Genomic DNA, 15,702 nt, shown 5'->3' with positions numbered 1-15,702 from the left:
ACTCCGCGGGGGCCCTGCCCGTACGCGCCCTTGTCCTCGCGCGCGCCTGTCCTTGCGCGCGCCCGGCCGGGCTCAGCCGTTCCGCGCCCGGTGTCCGCCATGGCCGCCGTGCCCGCCGCCGTGGTCGAGTTTCAGCGCCTCCGGCGGCATGACCACGAAGGGCCGCATCATGCCCATGTCCTCGTGCTCCAGCAGATGGCAGTGGTACATGAACCTGCCGTACGCCCCGTCGAAGTGCCCCATCACCTTCACCAGCTCCGCCGAGGTGACCCGGAAGACGTCCTTCCAGCCCTGTTCGTTCGGCGGTACGGACAGCGGCCTGGACGGGTCGAAGGCCACCGGGCTCCGGGTCCCGCCGAGCGAGGTGTCGAAGCCGCGCACATCGAACGCCTCACGGGCCAGCACCTGGAAATCGGCGAGATGGATGTGCATCGGATGCGTCGGCGCGCCCAGGTTGAGGAAGGACCACTGCTCGTGACTCCCCTCGCCGATGGTGAAGCCCAGCCCGTCGTTGAAGGTCCGGGAGGTGCGCTGATAGGTGCGCACCTTTCCGTCCGACCCCTTGACCTGGATCACCCCCTCCGTCGGCACCCGGACATCGGCCGGGGGCAGCTCCCGCATCTCCCAGATCTCCGGGTGCCCGCCGCCCCCGACCGTGACCGGCGGGGTCAGCACGATCAGCCGGTGACCGTGGTCGATCAGCTCGTGGTCGAAGCGCCGGAAGGACCCGGAGAGCACCTCGGGCAGGACGAAGGAATCCGGCTCCTTGGCCGTCCCGTATCCGCCCTCGCCGACCCGGAACTCCATGATCTGCGGATACGGGACGCTGTCCGCGACATCCGGGGTGCCCGGGGGCTGATTCCGCCCCTTGTTGACCAGCCGCAGCCGCCGGCCGGCCAGCTCACGGAAGTCGATCAGCAGATCGAACCGCTCGGCGGGCGCCGCGATCAGCGGCTCCCCGCCGGGGAAGTCCACCGGCACCGGACGCGGCAGCAGCCCTCCGTCGCTGCCGATCTGGTGGACCACCCCCGGCACCGGGTTGTTCTCCTCGTCCACCAGCACCAGGTTGTAGCTGCGGGCGTTGGAGGCGTTCACCAGCCGGAAGCGGTACCAGGCGGGGTCGGTGTCCAGATACGGCCAGATGGTGCCGTTCACCGTCGAGTACGGGCCGACGAAGGGCAGGGTCACCGGCTTGCGGGTCTCGGGGTGGCTGGCGATCAGAACCGAGGTCTTGTGCAGCAGCCGGCCGTTGAGCCGCCCGTCGTCGTCGGTGTCGAGATTGCGGTCGGCGAGGATCAGCGGCAGCTCCCGGTCCCCGGAGGGCAGCCCGAGGGCGTCCTCCTCGTCGTCCCGGACCAGATAGGTGCCGACGAGCCCCGCGTACACATTCCAGCGGGTGATGTTCATGGCGTGGTCGTGGTACCACCACTGCACGGCCTGATGGTCATTCGGATACTCCGAGAGCTGGGCGTCGCCGTAACCCACCGCGTTGTCCGCCCAGCCGTCATTGCCGCCGCCGGTCTGCGCGCCGTGCAGATGCGTCACCGACCAGGCCGGCAGCGCGGCCACATTCCTGTCCGGCTTCACGCCCTCGCGCCCGGGGCGGTTGTGGGGGAGCGGCTGCCCGGCCGGGGTGGGTCCCACCTCCACGGCGGTGACCGGGTACTCGCTCCCCCTCGGGATGCGGTTGGTCCAGGCGATCCTGATCCGCTGTCCGCGCCGCACCTCGATGGTGGGGCCCGGCACGGTGCCGTCGTACCCCCACATCAGGGTCGGCGGCAGCTGTGAGTGGAGCCGCACCCAGGCCGGCCGGAGCGCGATCTCGATCTCCTTGCGTACATCGGGCTCGTCCGGCCGCAGCACCCGGGGCACCTGGAGCGGGTCGGTGTAAGGGGTCAGCTCGAAGCTGCCCGCCCCGGTCCTCCCGGTGATCTCCCCGCCGGGGCTCCCGACGCCCCCGCCCGCGGCGCCCGCCGGGTCGAAGGCGTTCTCGGGAAAGGCGGTCGGTCCGCCGGTGGTCTCCGCGATCTCGGTCATACGTTTCCCCCGTACTCCCGTGTGGTTGCCGTGCACCGGGGCGGAGACGGCTCCGTCCCGGTCGCGCGGGCGCGGCGGCCGGTGAATCAGTGACGTCGGTGATTCGGTGATTCGGTGATGTCAGTGATTCGGTGACTCCGTGAACCGGTGCGTTCGCGAGCCCGGTTCGCGGTCCCGCCGCCCGTGCGTTCGGTAAGACTTGTCCCGGTCTGGTGGAGTTGCCCGTTCCGGTCAATCTGGCCGAAAGTACCCCCGTACGGCCCAGTGTGTAACGTGCATCCCGGCCATCACGGCGCGCCGCCGTGACGCGTCACACTGGTCATCCACCGATGTGTGAAGAAGGGCAGGTTTTTGATGTCGCAGCAGGTACGAGGCGTCATCGCGCCGGGCAGGGACGAGCCGGTGCGGGTGGAGACCATCGTCATTCCCGACCCCGGACCCGGCGAGGCCGTGGTCAAGGTGCAGGCATGCGGGGTCTGCCACACCGATCTGCACTACAAGCAGGGCGGGATCAGCGACGACTTCCCCTTCCTGCTCGGCCACGAGGCCGCGGGCGTGGTCGAATCCGTCGGCCCCGATGTCACCGAGGTCGCCCCCGGCGACTTCGTCATCCTCAACTGGCGAGCCGTCTGCGGCCGCTGCCGGGCCTGTGAGCGCGGCCGGCCCTGGTACTGCTTCAACACCCACAACGCCAAGCAGAGGATGACCCTCACCGACGGGACCGAGCTCTCCCCGGCCCTCGGTATCGGCGCGTTCGCCGAGAAGACCCTGGTCGCCGCCGGCCAGTGCACCAAGGTCGACCCCTCGGTCCCCGCCTCCGTCGCCGGACTCCTCGGCTGCGGCGTGATGGCCGGCATCGGCGCCGCCATCAACACCGGAGAGGTCGGCCGGGGCGACACCGTCGCCGTCATCGGCTGCGGCGGCGTCGGCGACGCGGCCGTCGTCGGAGCCCGCCTGGCCGGCGCGGCCCGCGTCATCGCCGTCGACATCGACGACCGCAAGCTGGAGACGGCCCGGAAGATGGGCGCCACCCACACCGTCAACTCCCGCTCCACCGACCCCGTCGAGGCGATCCGGGAGCTCACCGGCGGCTTCGGGGCGGATGTCGTCATCGAGGCGGTCGGCCGCCCGGAGACGTACCGGCAGGCGTTCTACGCCCGTGACCTGGCCGGCACGGTCGTCCTCGTCGGCGTACCGACCCCCGAGATGAAGCTGGAGCTCCCGCTCCTGGACGTCTTCGGGCGCGGCGGCTCGCTGAAGTCCTCCTGGTACGGCGACTGCCTGCCGTCCCGCGACTTCCCGATGCTGATCGACCTCCACCAGCAGGGCCGTATCGACCTGGCCGCCTTCGTCACCGAGACCATCGGCCTCGGCGACGTGGAGCAGGCGTTCGCCCGGATGCACGAGGGCGATGTGCTCCGATCGGTGGTGCTGCTGTGACCGCCCCCCGGATCGAACGGCTCGTCACCGCGGGCACCTTCTCGCTCGACGGCGGCACCTGGGACGTCGAGAACAATGTCTGGATCGTCGGCGACGACACCGAGGCGATCGTCATCGACGCCGCGCACGACGCCGCCGCCATCGAGGCCGCGCTCGGCGGACGGACCCTGCGCGCGATCGTCTGCACCCACGCGCACAACGACCACATCGACGCGGCCCCGGCCCTCGCCCGGGCCACCGGTGCGCCGATCCTGCTCCACCCGGACGATCTGCCGCTGTGGAAGCGGACCCACCCCGACCGGGCCCCGGACGGCGAACTGGCCGACGGCGAGATCCTCACCGCCGGCGGGGTGGAGCTGACCGTGCTCCACACGCCCGGCCACGCCCCCGGCGCGGTCTGCCTGCACGCCCCGGCCCTGTCGGCGGTCTTCACCGGCGACACCCTCTTCCAGGGCGGTCCGGGCGCCACCGGGCGCTCCTTCTCGCACTTCCCCACGATCATCGACTCGATCCGCGAGAAGCTGCTCACCCTCCCGCCGGAGACGGTCGCCCACACCGGTCACGGCGACCCCACCACCATCGGCGACGAGGCCCCGCACCTGGACGAATGGATCCGGCGCGGCCACTGAACCACCCCTGTGACCGTGCCCCCGCGAGGGGCGCGGTCACAGGTCCAGCCGCAGCCGGCTCTCGAAGCGGCACGCCTTCCCGGTCACCGGATCGGTGAACTCCAGCGCCCTCGCCAGCAGCCGCAGCGGCCGGTCCCACTCCTCCCCGCCGCCGCTGTCCTCCCGCACCACCGGATAGAGCGGATCGTTCAGCAGCGGCAGCCCCAGGCTGTTCATGTGCACCCGCAGCTGATGGGTGCGCCCGGTCGCGGGCAGCAGCCGGTAACGCCCGAGCCCGCCGCGCCGCTCCACCAGCTCGATCCGGCTCTCGCTGTTCGGCTCGCCGGCCTCCTCCCGCGCCGCGAGCACCCCGCGCTCCTTCACGATCCGGCTCCGCACCGTGCGCGGCAGCTCCACCCCGGGGTCGTACGGCGCGATCCCCTCGTACTCCTTCACCACCCGCCGGTCCCGGAACAGTGTCTGGTACGCGCCCCTCAGCTCCGGCCGCACCACGAACAGCACCACTCCCGCCGTCAGCCGGTCCAGCCGGTGCGCGGGCTGGAGCCCCGGCAGCGCGAGATCGCGGCGCAGCCGGGCCACCGCCGTCTCGGTGATGTGCCGCCCGCGCGGTGTGGTGGCCAGGAAGTGCGGCTTGTCGGCGACCACGATCCGCTCGTCCCGGTACACGATCCCGATCTCGAACGGAACGTGCGGCTCGGCCGCGAAGTCCCGGTGGAACCAGAGATACCGCCCCGGTGTGTACGGCTCGTCCGCCCCGGCCGGCCCGTCCGCGGAAACGATCCGCCCCTCCCGGAAGAGCGCCCCCACCCGCTCCTCGCCGATGCTCCGGCCGTATCGCGCGAGGAAGTGGTCGTACACGGTCCGCCACTCGCCGTCCGGATCGGCGGGCAGCCGCACCCGTACGGGATCGATGCCGTCCCGCTGGGGGAGCGGCGAGAGCGGGGCCGGATTTCTGCGTCTCACCGGGACGACTGTAGGCGCTGCGGACCGACGGGCTCCGCACCCTGCCCGGCCATCGCCGAAAAACAGAAAAACCCCAGATCAACTGGGGTTTCTGCTGGTGTCCGAGGGGGGACTTGAACCCCCACGCCCGATAAAGGGCACTAGCACCTCAAGCTAGCGCGTCTGCCATTCCGCCACCCGGACAAGGTGTCTGTCGCGGGGCCTTGTTCCTGCGCCCTTGCGACGAGGAAAACCATAGCAAACATTCGAGCGGCCCCGATCACCCCCCGGGGGACGCCAGCAGCCCTTGGGGTCCGGAGCCCGGCGCGGGAGGATGGGCGGGAACCACCAGCAGCGACATCGGGAGGAATCAGCGTGAGCGAGTCGAACACGGCCCGTACCGTCTCGGGCGAGGACGAGGTAGTCGACCTCTGCCGTGAGCTGATCCGGATCGACACCAGCAACTACGGCGACCACTCGGGGCCGGGGGAGCGCGCGGCGGCCGAGTACATCGCGGAACAGCTCGCCGAGGTCGGGCTCGAACCCCGGATCATCGAATCCCATCCCGGCCGCGCCTCCACCGTGGCCCGGATCGAGGGCGAGGACCCCTCCCGGCCCGCGCTGCTCATCCACGGCCACACCGATGTCGTGCCGGCCAACGCCGGCGACTGGACGCACCACCCCTTCTCCGGCGAGATCGCCGACGGCTGCGTCTGGGGCCGCGGCGCGGTCGACATGAAGGACATGGACGCGATGACGCTCGCCGTCGTCCGGGACCGGCTGCGCAGCGGGCGCAAGCCCCCGCGCGACATCGTGCTCGCCTTCCTCGCCGACGAGGAGGCCGGCGGCACCTACGGCGCGCGGTATCTCGTCGACAAGCACCCCGATCTCTTCGAGGGCGTCACCGAGGCGATCGGCGAGGTCGGCGGCTTCTCCTTCACCGTCAACGAGAACCTCCGGCTCTATCTCGTCGAGACGGCCCAGAAGGGCATGCACTGGATGCGGCTCACCGTCGACGGCACCGCGGGCCACGGCTCCATGACCAACAACGACAACGCGATCACCGAACTGTGCGAGGCGGTCGGCCGGCTCGGCCGGCACACCTGGCCGGTGCGGATGACCAAGACCGTGCGGTCCTTCCTGGACGAGCTCTCCGACGCCCTCGGCACCCCCCTCGACCCCGAGGACATGGAGGCCACCCTCGCCAAGCTCGGCGGCATCGCCAAGATGATCGGAGCCACCCTGCGCAACTCCGCGGCCCCGACCATGCTCGGCGCCGGGTACAAGGTCAATGTCATCCCCGGCCAGGCCACCGCCCATGTCGACGGCCGCTTTCTGCCCGGATACGAGCAGGAGTTCCTGGCCGACCTCGACCGGCTCCTCGGCCCCCGGGTCAGGCGCGAGGACGTACACGGCGACAAGGCCCTGGAGACCAGCTTCGACGGGGACCTCGTGGACGCCATGCAGACCGCGCTGCGGGCCGAGGACCCGATCGCCCGGGCCGTCCCCTACATGCTCTCCGGCGGTACGGACGCCAAGTCCTTCGACGACCTCGGCATCCGCTGCTTCGGCTTCGCGCCGCTCAAACTCCCCCCGGAGCTCGACTTCGCCGGCATGTTCCACGGCGTCGACGAGCGGGTGCCGGTGGACGGTCTCAAGTTCGGAGTACGAGTGCTTGACCGCTTCCTGGACCAGTGCTGAACCGGATCGGGTGAGCGCCGGAGCTGTTCACCGGGACGAAACTCCAATAATCGTCACTATGTACGTGCCTGACTGAAAAGGGTGAAAGGAACACCGGGCTCGTAGCCCACACTCCTCCCTCCTCGTTACAGGTGTTGCGGTCCGCGGCTGGGACCGCATTTGCCAACAAGGAGGAATCAATGATCAAGAAGGTCGTCGCCACCGCGGCTGCCACGGGCGGTCTGCTGCTCGCCGGAGCCGGTGTCGCCATGGCCGACGCCGGTGCCCAGGGTGCCGCTGTCGGTTCCCCGGGTGTGCTCTCGGGCAACCTCGTCCAGGTTCCCGTGCACGTTCCGGTCAATGTGGTGGGCAACACCGTCAATGTGATCGGTCTGCTGAACCCTGCCTTCGGCAACACCGGCGTCAACGCCTGATGCTGTGACTCGGCCCCATGAGGTCCGGGCTTGAGGCCGGCGGTCCCGCGGTGCACTCCATGCGCTCCGGGACCGCCCGGCATTTCCGCTCCCGGGCACAGCGCCCGGATGGATTCCTGAAGAAGACAGGGAACTACCTATGCGACAGATCACCCGCAAGGGCCTGATCACCATGGCAGCGGCCGGTGGCGCAATCGCGCTCGGCGGCGGTTATGCACATGCCGGTGCCGGAGCCGATGGAGTGGCGGCGAACTCGCCGGGCGTCGGATCCGGGAATTCGGTTCAGGTGCCGGTTCACGTGCCCGTGAACGCGTGTGGCAACACCGTCAACGTGGTGGGGCTGCTCAACCCCGCGTTCGGCAACAACTGTGCCAACGTCGACAGCGGGCCCCAGCCGGGCGCCCCGGTCTCCCCGGCCAAGCCGGGCGGCGGCCCGGTCACCGGCGGCCCCGGCCAGCCGGGCACCGGAGTGCCCGGGACCACGCTGCCGGCCGGCGTCTCCCAGACCGGCAGCGGATCCCACGCCTCCGGGGGAGCGCACAACTCACCCGGTGTCGGCTCCGGCAACAGCGTGCAGGCCCCCATCGACGTCCCCGTGAACGCCTGCGGGAACTCGGTCGACGTGGTGGGTCTGCTCAACCCCACCTTCGGCAACGAGTGCGTCAACGCCCCGGAGGCCCCGCCCGTCGAGCCGGTGAAGCCGGTCACCCCGCCGGTGAAGCCCGTCACCCCGCCCGCCCCGCCCAAGACCCCGCCGGGGCAGAACGGCGGCCCCGGTGAATCGGAGACCCCCCGGCATGTGAACCACCAGCCGAAGACCGATGAGCCCCGGGTGATCGACCAGCTCGCCCAGACCGGCAGCGAGTCGCTCGGCCTGATCATCCCGGTGGGCGCCGGAATGATGCTCGCCGGTGTGGTTCTGTACCGCCGCGCCCGCGCCTCCGCGTAGCGGCGCCGCACGGCGGCGTACGGAGGGGGTCCCGCACCGGCGGGACCCCCTCTCCGCTGTCACCAGGTGGCGCGCACCTGGCGGATGATCCGCCGGCGCAGCCGCACCCTGCGGCTGCCGTCCCGGTGCAGCGTCAGTCGGTCCAATTCCCAGTGTCCGTACTCGGCGTGGTCGGTCAGCAGGCGTGCCGCCTCCGAGCGGGAGACCCCGCGCGGGACGTACACGTTGACAAATTCGTATTCCGGCATCGCATCTATTGTGCGGGCACCGGTCCGGTACGGATAGCGTCTGCACTATGTCTGATGCTGCGCCGCCCACCGCTGACGAGGTACGTGCCGCCGCCGAGGCGGTCAAAGCCGCCCTGGACCGCCACCTCGTGGCGGTCGAGAACCGGACGGGAGAGGACGACCCGGCCGTTTACGACGCCTTCAACGCCCTGGCACTCGCGGCCGAGGTGTACGACGAACGCCTCTACGACCGGTACGACGAGGTCACCCCCTTCGAGATCCCGGGAGTGGACGACGCCCTGCCGCCCTACGCGGGCCCCGAGGAACCGAGCGCCCTCAGCGTGCTGATCCGGCGCGACTACGCGGTCGTGGAACCCGCCCGGCTGCTCTCCCAGGCGCAGCGCCTCGCGTATCTGGACCCGGACGACGCGAGACCGCAGTCGTCGCGGACCGGGGGCACCGGAGTGCATGCCGCCCTCGGGCTGGTCTTCGGGGAGTACGAGCCCGACGAGATCGCCTCCCGGCACAAGGAGTTCGGTCTGGAGGAAGGGGACTCCACCCTCTGGGTCTCGGCCCTGGACGACCTCGCGGATCCGGGCGAATGGCTCAACGCCCCCTTCGAGGGAGCGGATCCGCAGCGGACGGTGATCCGCTTCGATGTGAGTTCCGTCTTCGACGAGGACGATCTCGACGACCTGGCCGAGGATCTGGACGAGGTCGACGAACCGGGTCCCTGACCCGGGCTTCCCGGCCTCCCCGGAGCCGCCGCGCCGCCCGGCGGCGGGGTCCGTCCGGTCCGGCGGCGCAATACGCCGCCGGACCGGGAGACGGACCGGGAGACACGACCCCGGGCGTGGTTTCGAAGCCCCGTCCGCCGCCGCGGGGCGGCGCACGTACTTCCCCCCGGGCCCGGCGGCCCGGGGCGGAAGACGCCTCAGTGCGCGGCGGGGGCCGGCAGCTCCTCCAGCAGGGTCCGCAGCCGGGTGGTGCGCTCCTCGGAGGGGATTCCCGCCACCGACCGGGCGAGCGCGCCCTCCACACCGTGCACCACGGAGAGATGACGCTCCCCGCGGCTGAAGGCCGTGTACACCCAGGGGCGGCTCAGCGCGTCCGCCGCGTCGCCGGGCAGCACCACGACCACCGCGGGCCAGCGCAGCCCGGCCGCCTGGTGCGCGGTCATCGCCCAGCCGTGCCGGACCGCCGACTCGACCCGCTCCCGGGGCACGGTCACCCTGGTCTCGCCGCATTCCAGCAGCAGCCCCTCCGCGTCCGCCGAGACGACTGTCCCGGGCACGGTGCGGCCGAGCGCCGGGGCGTACGCGACCCGGTCGCCCGGGTCGAAGCCGCCGAACCTCCCGGGGCCGGGGTTGAGCCGGGCCTTCAGCGCCGTGTTGAGCGCCCGGGTGCCCGCAGAGCCGCCATGGCCCACGGTGATCACCTGGGTCCGGTCCGGCCGCACCCCGATCGCCCTCGGCACCGAGTCGGCGACGAGCTGCACCGTCCGGTGCACGGCCTCGCCCGCGTCCCGCACCGGGACGATGACGATCTCCTTGTCCGGCGCCGCCACCTGGTTGAGCTCTCCGGCGCCGATCCCCGACACCAGCTCGCCGAGCGGGCCCGGGTCCGGGACGCGTGAGGCGATCCGGGGACAGACACCGGCCGCCAGCAGATCCGCGAAGACCCGCCCGGGGCCCGCCGAACCGAGCAGCGCGGGATCACCGCTGAGCACCAGCCGGCCGCCGTCCGGAAGCGACTCCACCACCACCGCGGCGGTCTCCACATCGAGCTGCGGAGCGTCCAGCACCACCAGGAGATCCAGCGCCAGCGCGCCGTCCGTGTCCCGCCCGGGACCCTCCGCGCCGGAGAGCAGACCGGTGAGGGTGACGACATCCGGCGCCGGCTCCTGCCACTGCGGGGCGCTGTGCACCGCGACCACCGCGCGCAGCCCGATCCCGGCGGCGGCCCGCGCCAGCGCGATCGGCTCCGCCCGCGCCGCCTCGCCGCCCGTGTGGGCCACCAGACCGCTCTCGGCCGCCGCGCGGGCCAGTGCCGCCGGGGCGTGCTCGGCGGCGGCCTCCCAGCGGGCGTCCGCGCCGGACCTGGCGAGCCGGGCCAGGCCGTCCGCCAGGCTCTCCTCGGCGAGTGCGTAACGGTCGAGCCCCAGCAGCACCGGACCGGGTGCGGCCGGCTCGCCGCCGGACCCCTCCCCGGCCGTATCCGCCTCCGCCTCCGCCTCCGCGCCGGTGTCCGTGTCCTCCTCCGGCCCGTCCTGGAAGGCCAGGACAACGCTGTCGGCGACCGCCTGTTCGAGCACCGCGTCCGGATCCGGCACGGACCACCGCACCAGTGCCTCCCGTACGGCGGACGACTCCAGGGCGGTGTGCCCCCGAAGCGCGGCCCGCTCCAGCCGCCAGACGACCAGGGCGGCCGTCCGCCGCTCGTCCCCGGGACCGCAGGCCCCGCCGAGCAGCGACCGGGCGAACCCGTCAGCCTGCTCCGGCCGGATCCCCGGCACGGACAGCAGCTGCCAGGGGTCGGCCCGCAGCAGCTCGGCCGCCCGCTCCCCGAGCGCGTCCGTGACCCGGGCCGCCGGTGTGCCGGTCATCCCGCCCTCGGTGAGCACGGCCGCCACCGCCGCGACGGCCCCGGGCGCGACCGCCCGGGCGGCCGTGCCCGGGGCCGTCGCGGCGGTGGCCGCCCGCGGTACCGGGCCCGGGGCCGCGCCGCCGGCCGCCCGCGGTACCGGGGCCCGCCCGGCCGCCGGACCGGCGGACGCGCTCGCGGGCCCGCCGGGCGCCGCCGCCGGTGCCGGTTCGGGAGACGCGAAGAACGCCGAGCCCGAGGCCCCGCCGCTCTCCACGGCCCGCACCGCGGCGAGCAGATCCGCGGCCTTTCCGCTCAGCTTGGTCCCGCTCTCGACGGGCCCGTCCCTCTCGGCCTTCCGCTGTTCGATCCGCGCCCGCAGCTCCCGCTGCGCGGCCAGCTCCGCCGCCGCCTCGGACACCTCGGCGGCATCAGCCGCCGCTGCCGCCGCGCCGGGCTCCGCCGTCTCCGACCCGCCCCCGCCGGCACCGTCCGCTTCCTTCGCGTCCTGATCAGCGCCGTCCTGATCAGTGCCGTCCGGATCAGCGCCGGGCTCGTCCGTGCCGTCCGCTTCAGCGCCGTCCTTCTCCGGGCCGGCGCCCGTCTCCGGTGCCTCCGTGCCCCCGGCTGCGCTCTCCCGGTCCCCTCCACCCCCGCTCCCGGCCCCGGGCCCGCCACTCGCTCCGGCCGGAGGAGCCGTGTCACCGGACACAGAAGGGTCCTCGGCCTGGGATGCGGGGTTCGACCCCCGGGAAGGCGAAGGCGCGGTCACAGAGTGCTCCAGTCCTGGTCGGGATAGCGGTGCACCGGGGCGGACACATCGTCCAGCGCCCGGCGGATCTCGTCAGGAAGCGTAAGCGCCTCCACTGACAGTGCGGCCGCCAGCTGCCGCGCGTTGCGCGCGCCGACGATCGGGGCCACCACTCCCGGGCGATCCCGCACCCATGCCAGCGCCACATGGAGCGCCGTCGTCGCCAGTCCGTCCGCGGCCGTGAGCACCGCGTCCACCACGCTGTCGGCCATCTCGTCGAGATACGGCTCCACGAAGGGCCCCAGCATCTCCGACGCCCCCCGCGAGTCGGACGGTGTGCCCTGCCGGTACTTCCCGGTCAGCACCCCCCGGCCGAGCGGTGACGACGGCAGCAGCCCCACCCCCAGATCGATCGCCGCGGGCAGCACCTCCCGCTCCACCCCCCGCTGGAGCAGTGAGTACTCCATCTGGGTGCTCGCCAGCCGGGTGCGCACCCCGGGCGCCGCCAACTGCCAGGTCGCGGCCTTCGCGAGCTGCCAGCCGCAGAAATTGGACACTCCCGCATACCGTGCCCGCCCGCTGCTCACCGCGATGTCCAGCGCCTGGAGCGTCTCGTCGAGCGGGGCCCCGGGGTCGAAGGCATGGATCTGCCACAGATCCACATAATCCGTCCCGAGCCGGGCCAGTGAATCGTCCAGCGCGGAGAGCAGATGGCCGCGCGAGCAGTCGAACCGGCGGTCCGGATCGAGCACACTGCCGGCCTTGGTGGCTATGACGAGATCCCGCCGGGGCACCAGCCGCTCCACCAACTGCCCCAGCAGGTACTCCGCGTCCCCGCCGCCGTACACATCGGCGGTGTCCACCAGGCTCCCGCCCGCTTCCCAGAACGCCTTCAGCTGATCCGCCGCGTCATGCTCATCGGTGTCCCGCCCCCAGGTCAGGGTGCCGAGTCCGATACGGGACACACGCAGGCCGGTCCGGCCGAGTTGCCTCTGCTCCATGAGCGCTGAGATTACTGGCCGGGGACCCGCCCCGGACGGGCCTGTGGACAACGGCCTGTGGACAACTCGGGCCCGGCCGCCCCCTGACGTAACCCCGTCCCCCGCGCTAGAGTCCCCGAAACGGATGTTACTAATCAGTAAGAGGGAGCGGTTATGCGGCTCGGCATCAACCTCGGCTACTGGGGCGCGGGCATGGACGGCGACAATCTCGCCGTCGCCAAGGAGGCCGACCGGCTCGGCTACGACGTCTGCTGGGCCGCGGAGGCGTACGGCTCCGACGCACCCACCGTGCTGAGCTGGGTCGCCGCCCGGACCGAACGCATCGACGTCGGCTCCGCCATCATGCAGATCCCGGCCCGGCAGCCCGCGATGACCGCGATGACCGCCGCCACCCTCGACTCCCTCTCCGGCGGCCGCTTCCGGCTCGGCCTCGGCGTCTCCGGCCCCCAGGTCTCCGAGGGCTGGTACGGGGTGAAATTCGACAAGCCCCTCGCCAGGACCCGCGAGTACGTCGAGATCGTCCGCAAGGCCATGACCCGCGAACGCCTCACCCACGACGGCGCGCACTGGACCCTTCCGCTCCCCGGCGGACCGGGCAAGCCGCTCAGGCTGACCGTCCACCCCGAGCGCGAGCACATCCCGCTCTACATCGCCGCGATCGGCCCCAAGAACCTGGAGCAGACCGGCGAGATCGCCGACGGCGCCCTGCTGATCTTCTCCTCCGCCGACCATCTGGAGGACACCGCCATCCGTCATCTGCGCGCGGGCCGCGCGCTGGCCGGGAAGACGATGGAGGGCTTCGACGTCTGTCCCACCCTGCCGCTGGCGCTCGGCGACGACGTCGACGCCCTCGCCGACATCTTCCGCCCCTACACCGCGCTCTACGTCGGCGGTATGGGCAGCCGCAAGCAGAACTTCTACAACCAGCTCGCCCAGCGCATGGGATACGAGAAGGAGGCCGCCGAGATCCAGGACAAGTACCTCGCCGGCGACAAGGCGGGCGCCGCCGCCGCCGTACCGCACCGGCTGATCGACTCCACCGCCCTGCTCGGTTCCGTCCCCCGGATCGCGGAGCGGATGCAGGCGTACGCCGCCGCCGGGGTCACCACCCTCACCCTGGCCCCGGCCGGATTCACCCTGGACGAGCGGATCGCCGCACTCCGCGCGGGCACCGAGGCGGTCGAGCACGCCGGACTCGCCTGAGCCGCACCCGTGCGGCCTGCGGGACCGGGCCGGCCGGGGTGCCGTCGCCGCCGCCTCGGGCCGCGTGATGTGCGTCACTCTCCGTGTTTCTCCGGTCGGGCACAGGCGATCATGACGGGGATGAACGCCCGCTTCCTCGGCATCGCCGATCTGACCGAAGTCCCCTCCGTGGCCGTCGTGGTCGACGTCATGCGCGCTTACACCGTCGCGGCCTGGGCCTTCGCCCGGGGGGCGGAGAAGATCGTGCTCGCCGGATCGCTGGACGAGGCCCGTGAGCTCAAGGCCCGCCGGCCGGACTGGGCCGCGCTCAAGGACGGCCCGCCCGCGCCCGGCTTCGACCTGGTCAACTCACCGGGCCTGCTGCGCTCCGCCGACCTCGGCGGACGGACCGTGGTGCAGAAGACCACGGCGGGCACGGTCGGCGCCCTCGCGGTCAAGGACGCGTCGCTGGTGCTCTGCGCCGGCTTCGTGGTGGCGGAGGCGACCGCCCGGGTCCTGCGGGCACGCGGGAGCGAGGCCGTCACCTACGTGGTCACCGGCGAGGACGGCCGGGCCGATGAGGATCTGGCATGCGCCCGGTACATCGCCCGGCGGGCCGCCGGGGCCGCGACGGATCCCTCCGGGTACCTCCGCCGCGCCGCCGGATCCCGGGCCGCGGCCGAGCTGACGGAGGGGGTGCGCCGGGGCGCCCACCCCGATGACGTCGCACTCTGCCTCGAACTCGACCGGTTCCCCTTCGCCATGGTGGCGGCCCCTGAGGGCCCGCTCATGGTCCTGCGCCCGTACGCCCCGCCCCCGCAGGCCGGCGGCACCCCGGCCGCGCCCCCTCCGGGGCCGTGAGGACCGGCGCGTACGGGCCGATCGCGCCGGAAGTCCTCCATTCGGCGGAGTTTGCCCGGTCCACCTGTTGCCCCGCCTCCCGGATCCCGGTGACTCTGTCCCTGGGATGCCTTCAGGAGGTGCAGTGATGCTCTCGGCCCGCAGCCTTTTCCAGGAAATCATCGACAACGACGACGCCTTCCGGCTCTTCTGCTCCATCGCCGCCAGCGGCGAGGCCCAGGGAGGCTGGGAGAACGGCCGGATCGCCGCACTGGTGCCCGAGAGCATGCGCGCTCTCGCGCCCAGGATCACCCGGCACGGCGCGGATGAGGACAAACACGGCAGGATATTCAACGCCCTGCTCCGCAAGCGCGGCCTCGAACCCGTGCCCGTACCGCCCGAGACCGACTACACCATGCTCCTGGAACAGCAGGGCATCGGCCTCACCCACGAGAAACTGCGCCGCGACGAACCCCTCACCGAGAAGGACATCGTCGTGTACCTGGCGCACAGCAGGGTCACCGAGCAGCGGGCCGCCGACCAGATGGACATGCTCGTCACCCACTTCGGAGACCACCCCGAGCTCGGCAAGGCGATCAGGATGATCTGCCACGACGAGGAGAACCACCTCGCGTACTGCCACGAGGAACTGCTCCGCCTCGCCGCCGAGGGGCACGGCCGCACCATCCACCGCGTGCTCCGCGAGAGCGCCCTCGCGGAGATCAAGGTCCACCGCGATGTGAGCCTCGCCGTCATGGGGCGCATGGCCGGGATCCTGCGCTGGCCGCGTGCCAAGGCCGGCCTCCTCACCACCGGCATCCGGGGCGTCTACGCGTATGAACGCGCCGGCGGCTGGCACCGCGCGATCAACCTCACCATGCCCGAGCGCCGCGGCGCGCTCGACGGCCCGGCCGTGCCCGCGCCCGCGTTCTGAGCAGCCGCCCCGGCCACCCGGGCCCGGCCCCCCCCGGCCACCCGGCCCCGGCCGCCCCGCCCCCCCCGGCGCC

Annotated in this window: 14 protein-coding genes and 1 tRNA gene; 9 read left to right on the top strand and 6 right to left on the bottom strand. The window is 72.4% G+C overall.

Features of this window, described 5'->3' with window-relative positions; all coding sequences use genetic code 11:
- Nucleotides 1–72: 72 nt before the first annotated feature.
- Nucleotides 73–2,037 carry an O-aminophenol oxidase PhsA gene (gene phsA / locus AAFN69_RS16145; protein ID WP_347729187.1) on the bottom strand — a complete coding sequence of 655 codons (1,965 nt, stop codon included), beginning with the start codon at nucleotides 2,035–2,037 and terminating at the stop codon, nucleotides 73–75.
- 354 nt (nucleotides 2,038–2,391) lie between these two features.
- Here phsA and AAFN69_RS16140 point away from each other — a divergent pair, with 354 nt between their 5' ends.
- Both AAFN69_RS16140 and AAFN69_RS16135 read left to right on the top strand, forming a co-directional pair.
- Nucleotides 2,392–3,477, top strand: a complete 1,086-nt coding sequence (locus AAFN69_RS16140; RefSeq protein WP_347729186.1) for an S-(hydroxymethyl)mycothiol dehydrogenase — start codon at nucleotides 2,392–2,394, stop codon at nucleotides 3,475–3,477.
- Nucleotides 3,474–4,106, top strand: coding sequence for an MBL fold metallo-hydrolase (locus tag AAFN69_RS16135; RefSeq protein ID WP_347729185.1), 633 nt, complete (start codon nucleotides 3,474–3,476; stop codon nucleotides 4,104–4,106). The genes AAFN69_RS16140 and AAFN69_RS16135 overlap by 4 nt, the downstream gene beginning before the upstream one ends.
- 36 nt (nucleotides 4,107–4,142) lie before the next feature.
- Here AAFN69_RS16135 and AAFN69_RS16130 read toward each other — a convergent pair whose 3' ends face one another.
- On the bottom strand, nucleotides 4,143–5,069 hold the full coding sequence (locus AAFN69_RS16130) for a pseudouridine synthase (protein ID WP_347729184.1): 927 nt from the start codon (nucleotides 5,067–5,069) through the stop codon (nucleotides 4,143–4,145).
- A 95-nt stretch (nucleotides 5,070–5,164) separates the two neighbouring features.
- Nucleotides 5,165–5,252: transfer RNA gene (locus AAFN69_RS16125), tRNA-Leu, on the bottom strand.
- A 171-nt stretch (nucleotides 5,253–5,423) separates the two neighbouring features.
- On the opposite strand from AAFN69_RS16125, the gene AAFN69_RS16120 reads away from it, so the two are divergent.
- From AAFN69_RS16120 to AAFN69_RS16110, 3 genes are all read left to right on the top strand, one after another.
- Nucleotides 5,424–6,749, top strand: a complete 1,326-nt coding sequence (locus tag AAFN69_RS16120; protein WP_347729183.1) for a M20/M25/M40 family metallo-hydrolase — start codon at nucleotides 5,424–5,426, stop codon at nucleotides 6,747–6,749.
- 179 nt (nucleotides 6,750–6,928) lie between these two features.
- Nucleotides 6,929–7,162 (top strand): chaplin, encoded by a 234-nt coding sequence (locus AAFN69_RS16115; protein ID WP_347729182.1) that lies wholly within the window; start codon nucleotides 6,929–6,931, stop codon nucleotides 7,160–7,162.
- Nucleotides 7,163–7,301: 139 nt separating this feature from the next.
- Complete coding sequence (locus AAFN69_RS16110) at nucleotides 7,302–8,111, top strand: chaplin family protein (RefSeq protein WP_347729181.1); 810 nt, start codon at nucleotides 7,302–7,304, stop codon at nucleotides 8,109–8,111.
- 59 nt (nucleotides 8,112–8,170) lie between these two features.
- Here AAFN69_RS16110 and AAFN69_RS16105 read toward each other — a convergent pair whose 3' ends face one another.
- Complete coding sequence (locus tag AAFN69_RS16105; RefSeq protein WP_347729180.1) at nucleotides 8,171–8,359, bottom strand: DUF5703 family protein; 189 nt, start codon at nucleotides 8,357–8,359, stop codon at nucleotides 8,171–8,173.
- A gap of 47 nt (nucleotides 8,360–8,406) precedes the next feature.
- Between AAFN69_RS16105 and AAFN69_RS16100 the strand changes: the two genes are divergently transcribed.
- Nucleotides 8,407–9,075 (top strand): hypothetical protein, encoded by a 669-nt coding sequence (locus AAFN69_RS16100; protein WP_347729179.1) that lies wholly within the window; start codon nucleotides 8,407–8,409, stop codon nucleotides 9,073–9,075.
- Between the two features lie 197 nt (nucleotides 9,076–9,272).
- On the opposite strand, the gene AAFN69_RS16095 is transcribed toward AAFN69_RS16100, so the two are convergent.
- A complete protein-coding gene (locus AAFN69_RS16095; RefSeq protein WP_347729178.1) occupies nucleotides 9,273–11,633 on the bottom strand; it encodes a helix-hairpin-helix domain-containing protein in 2,361 nt (786 codons plus the stop codon).
- Between the two features lie 56 nt (nucleotides 11,634–11,689).
- A complete protein-coding gene (locus tag AAFN69_RS16090; RefSeq protein WP_347729177.1) occupies nucleotides 11,690–12,673 on the bottom strand; it encodes an aldo/keto reductase in 984 nt (327 codons plus the stop codon).
- 153 nt (nucleotides 12,674–12,826) lie between these two features.
- Here AAFN69_RS16090 and AAFN69_RS16085 point away from each other — a divergent pair, with 153 nt between their 5' ends.
- From AAFN69_RS16085 to AAFN69_RS16075, 3 genes are all read left to right on the top strand, one after another.
- A complete protein-coding gene (locus AAFN69_RS16085; protein WP_347729176.1) occupies nucleotides 12,827–13,876 on the top strand; it encodes an LLM class F420-dependent oxidoreductase in 1,050 nt (349 codons plus the stop codon).
- Between the two features lie 120 nt (nucleotides 13,877–13,996).
- Complete coding sequence (locus AAFN69_RS16080) at nucleotides 13,997–14,716, top strand: 2-phosphosulfolactate phosphatase (RefSeq protein ID WP_347729175.1); 720 nt, start codon at nucleotides 13,997–13,999, stop codon at nucleotides 14,714–14,716.
- Between the two features lie 127 nt (nucleotides 14,717–14,843).
- On the top strand, nucleotides 14,844–15,629 hold the full coding sequence (locus tag AAFN69_RS16075; RefSeq protein ID WP_347729174.1) for a ferritin-like domain-containing protein: 786 nt from the start codon (nucleotides 14,844–14,846) through the stop codon (nucleotides 15,627–15,629).
- Nucleotides 15,630–15,702 lie beyond the last annotated feature (73 nt).

The organism is Streptomyces sp. CAU 1734 (assembly GCF_039888735.1).
In the GTDB taxonomy this organism is placed as follows: domain Bacteria; phylum Actinomycetota; class Actinomycetes; order Streptomycetales; family Streptomycetaceae; genus Streptomyces.
This window is presented reverse-complemented; position numbering and strand designations above follow the sequence as displayed.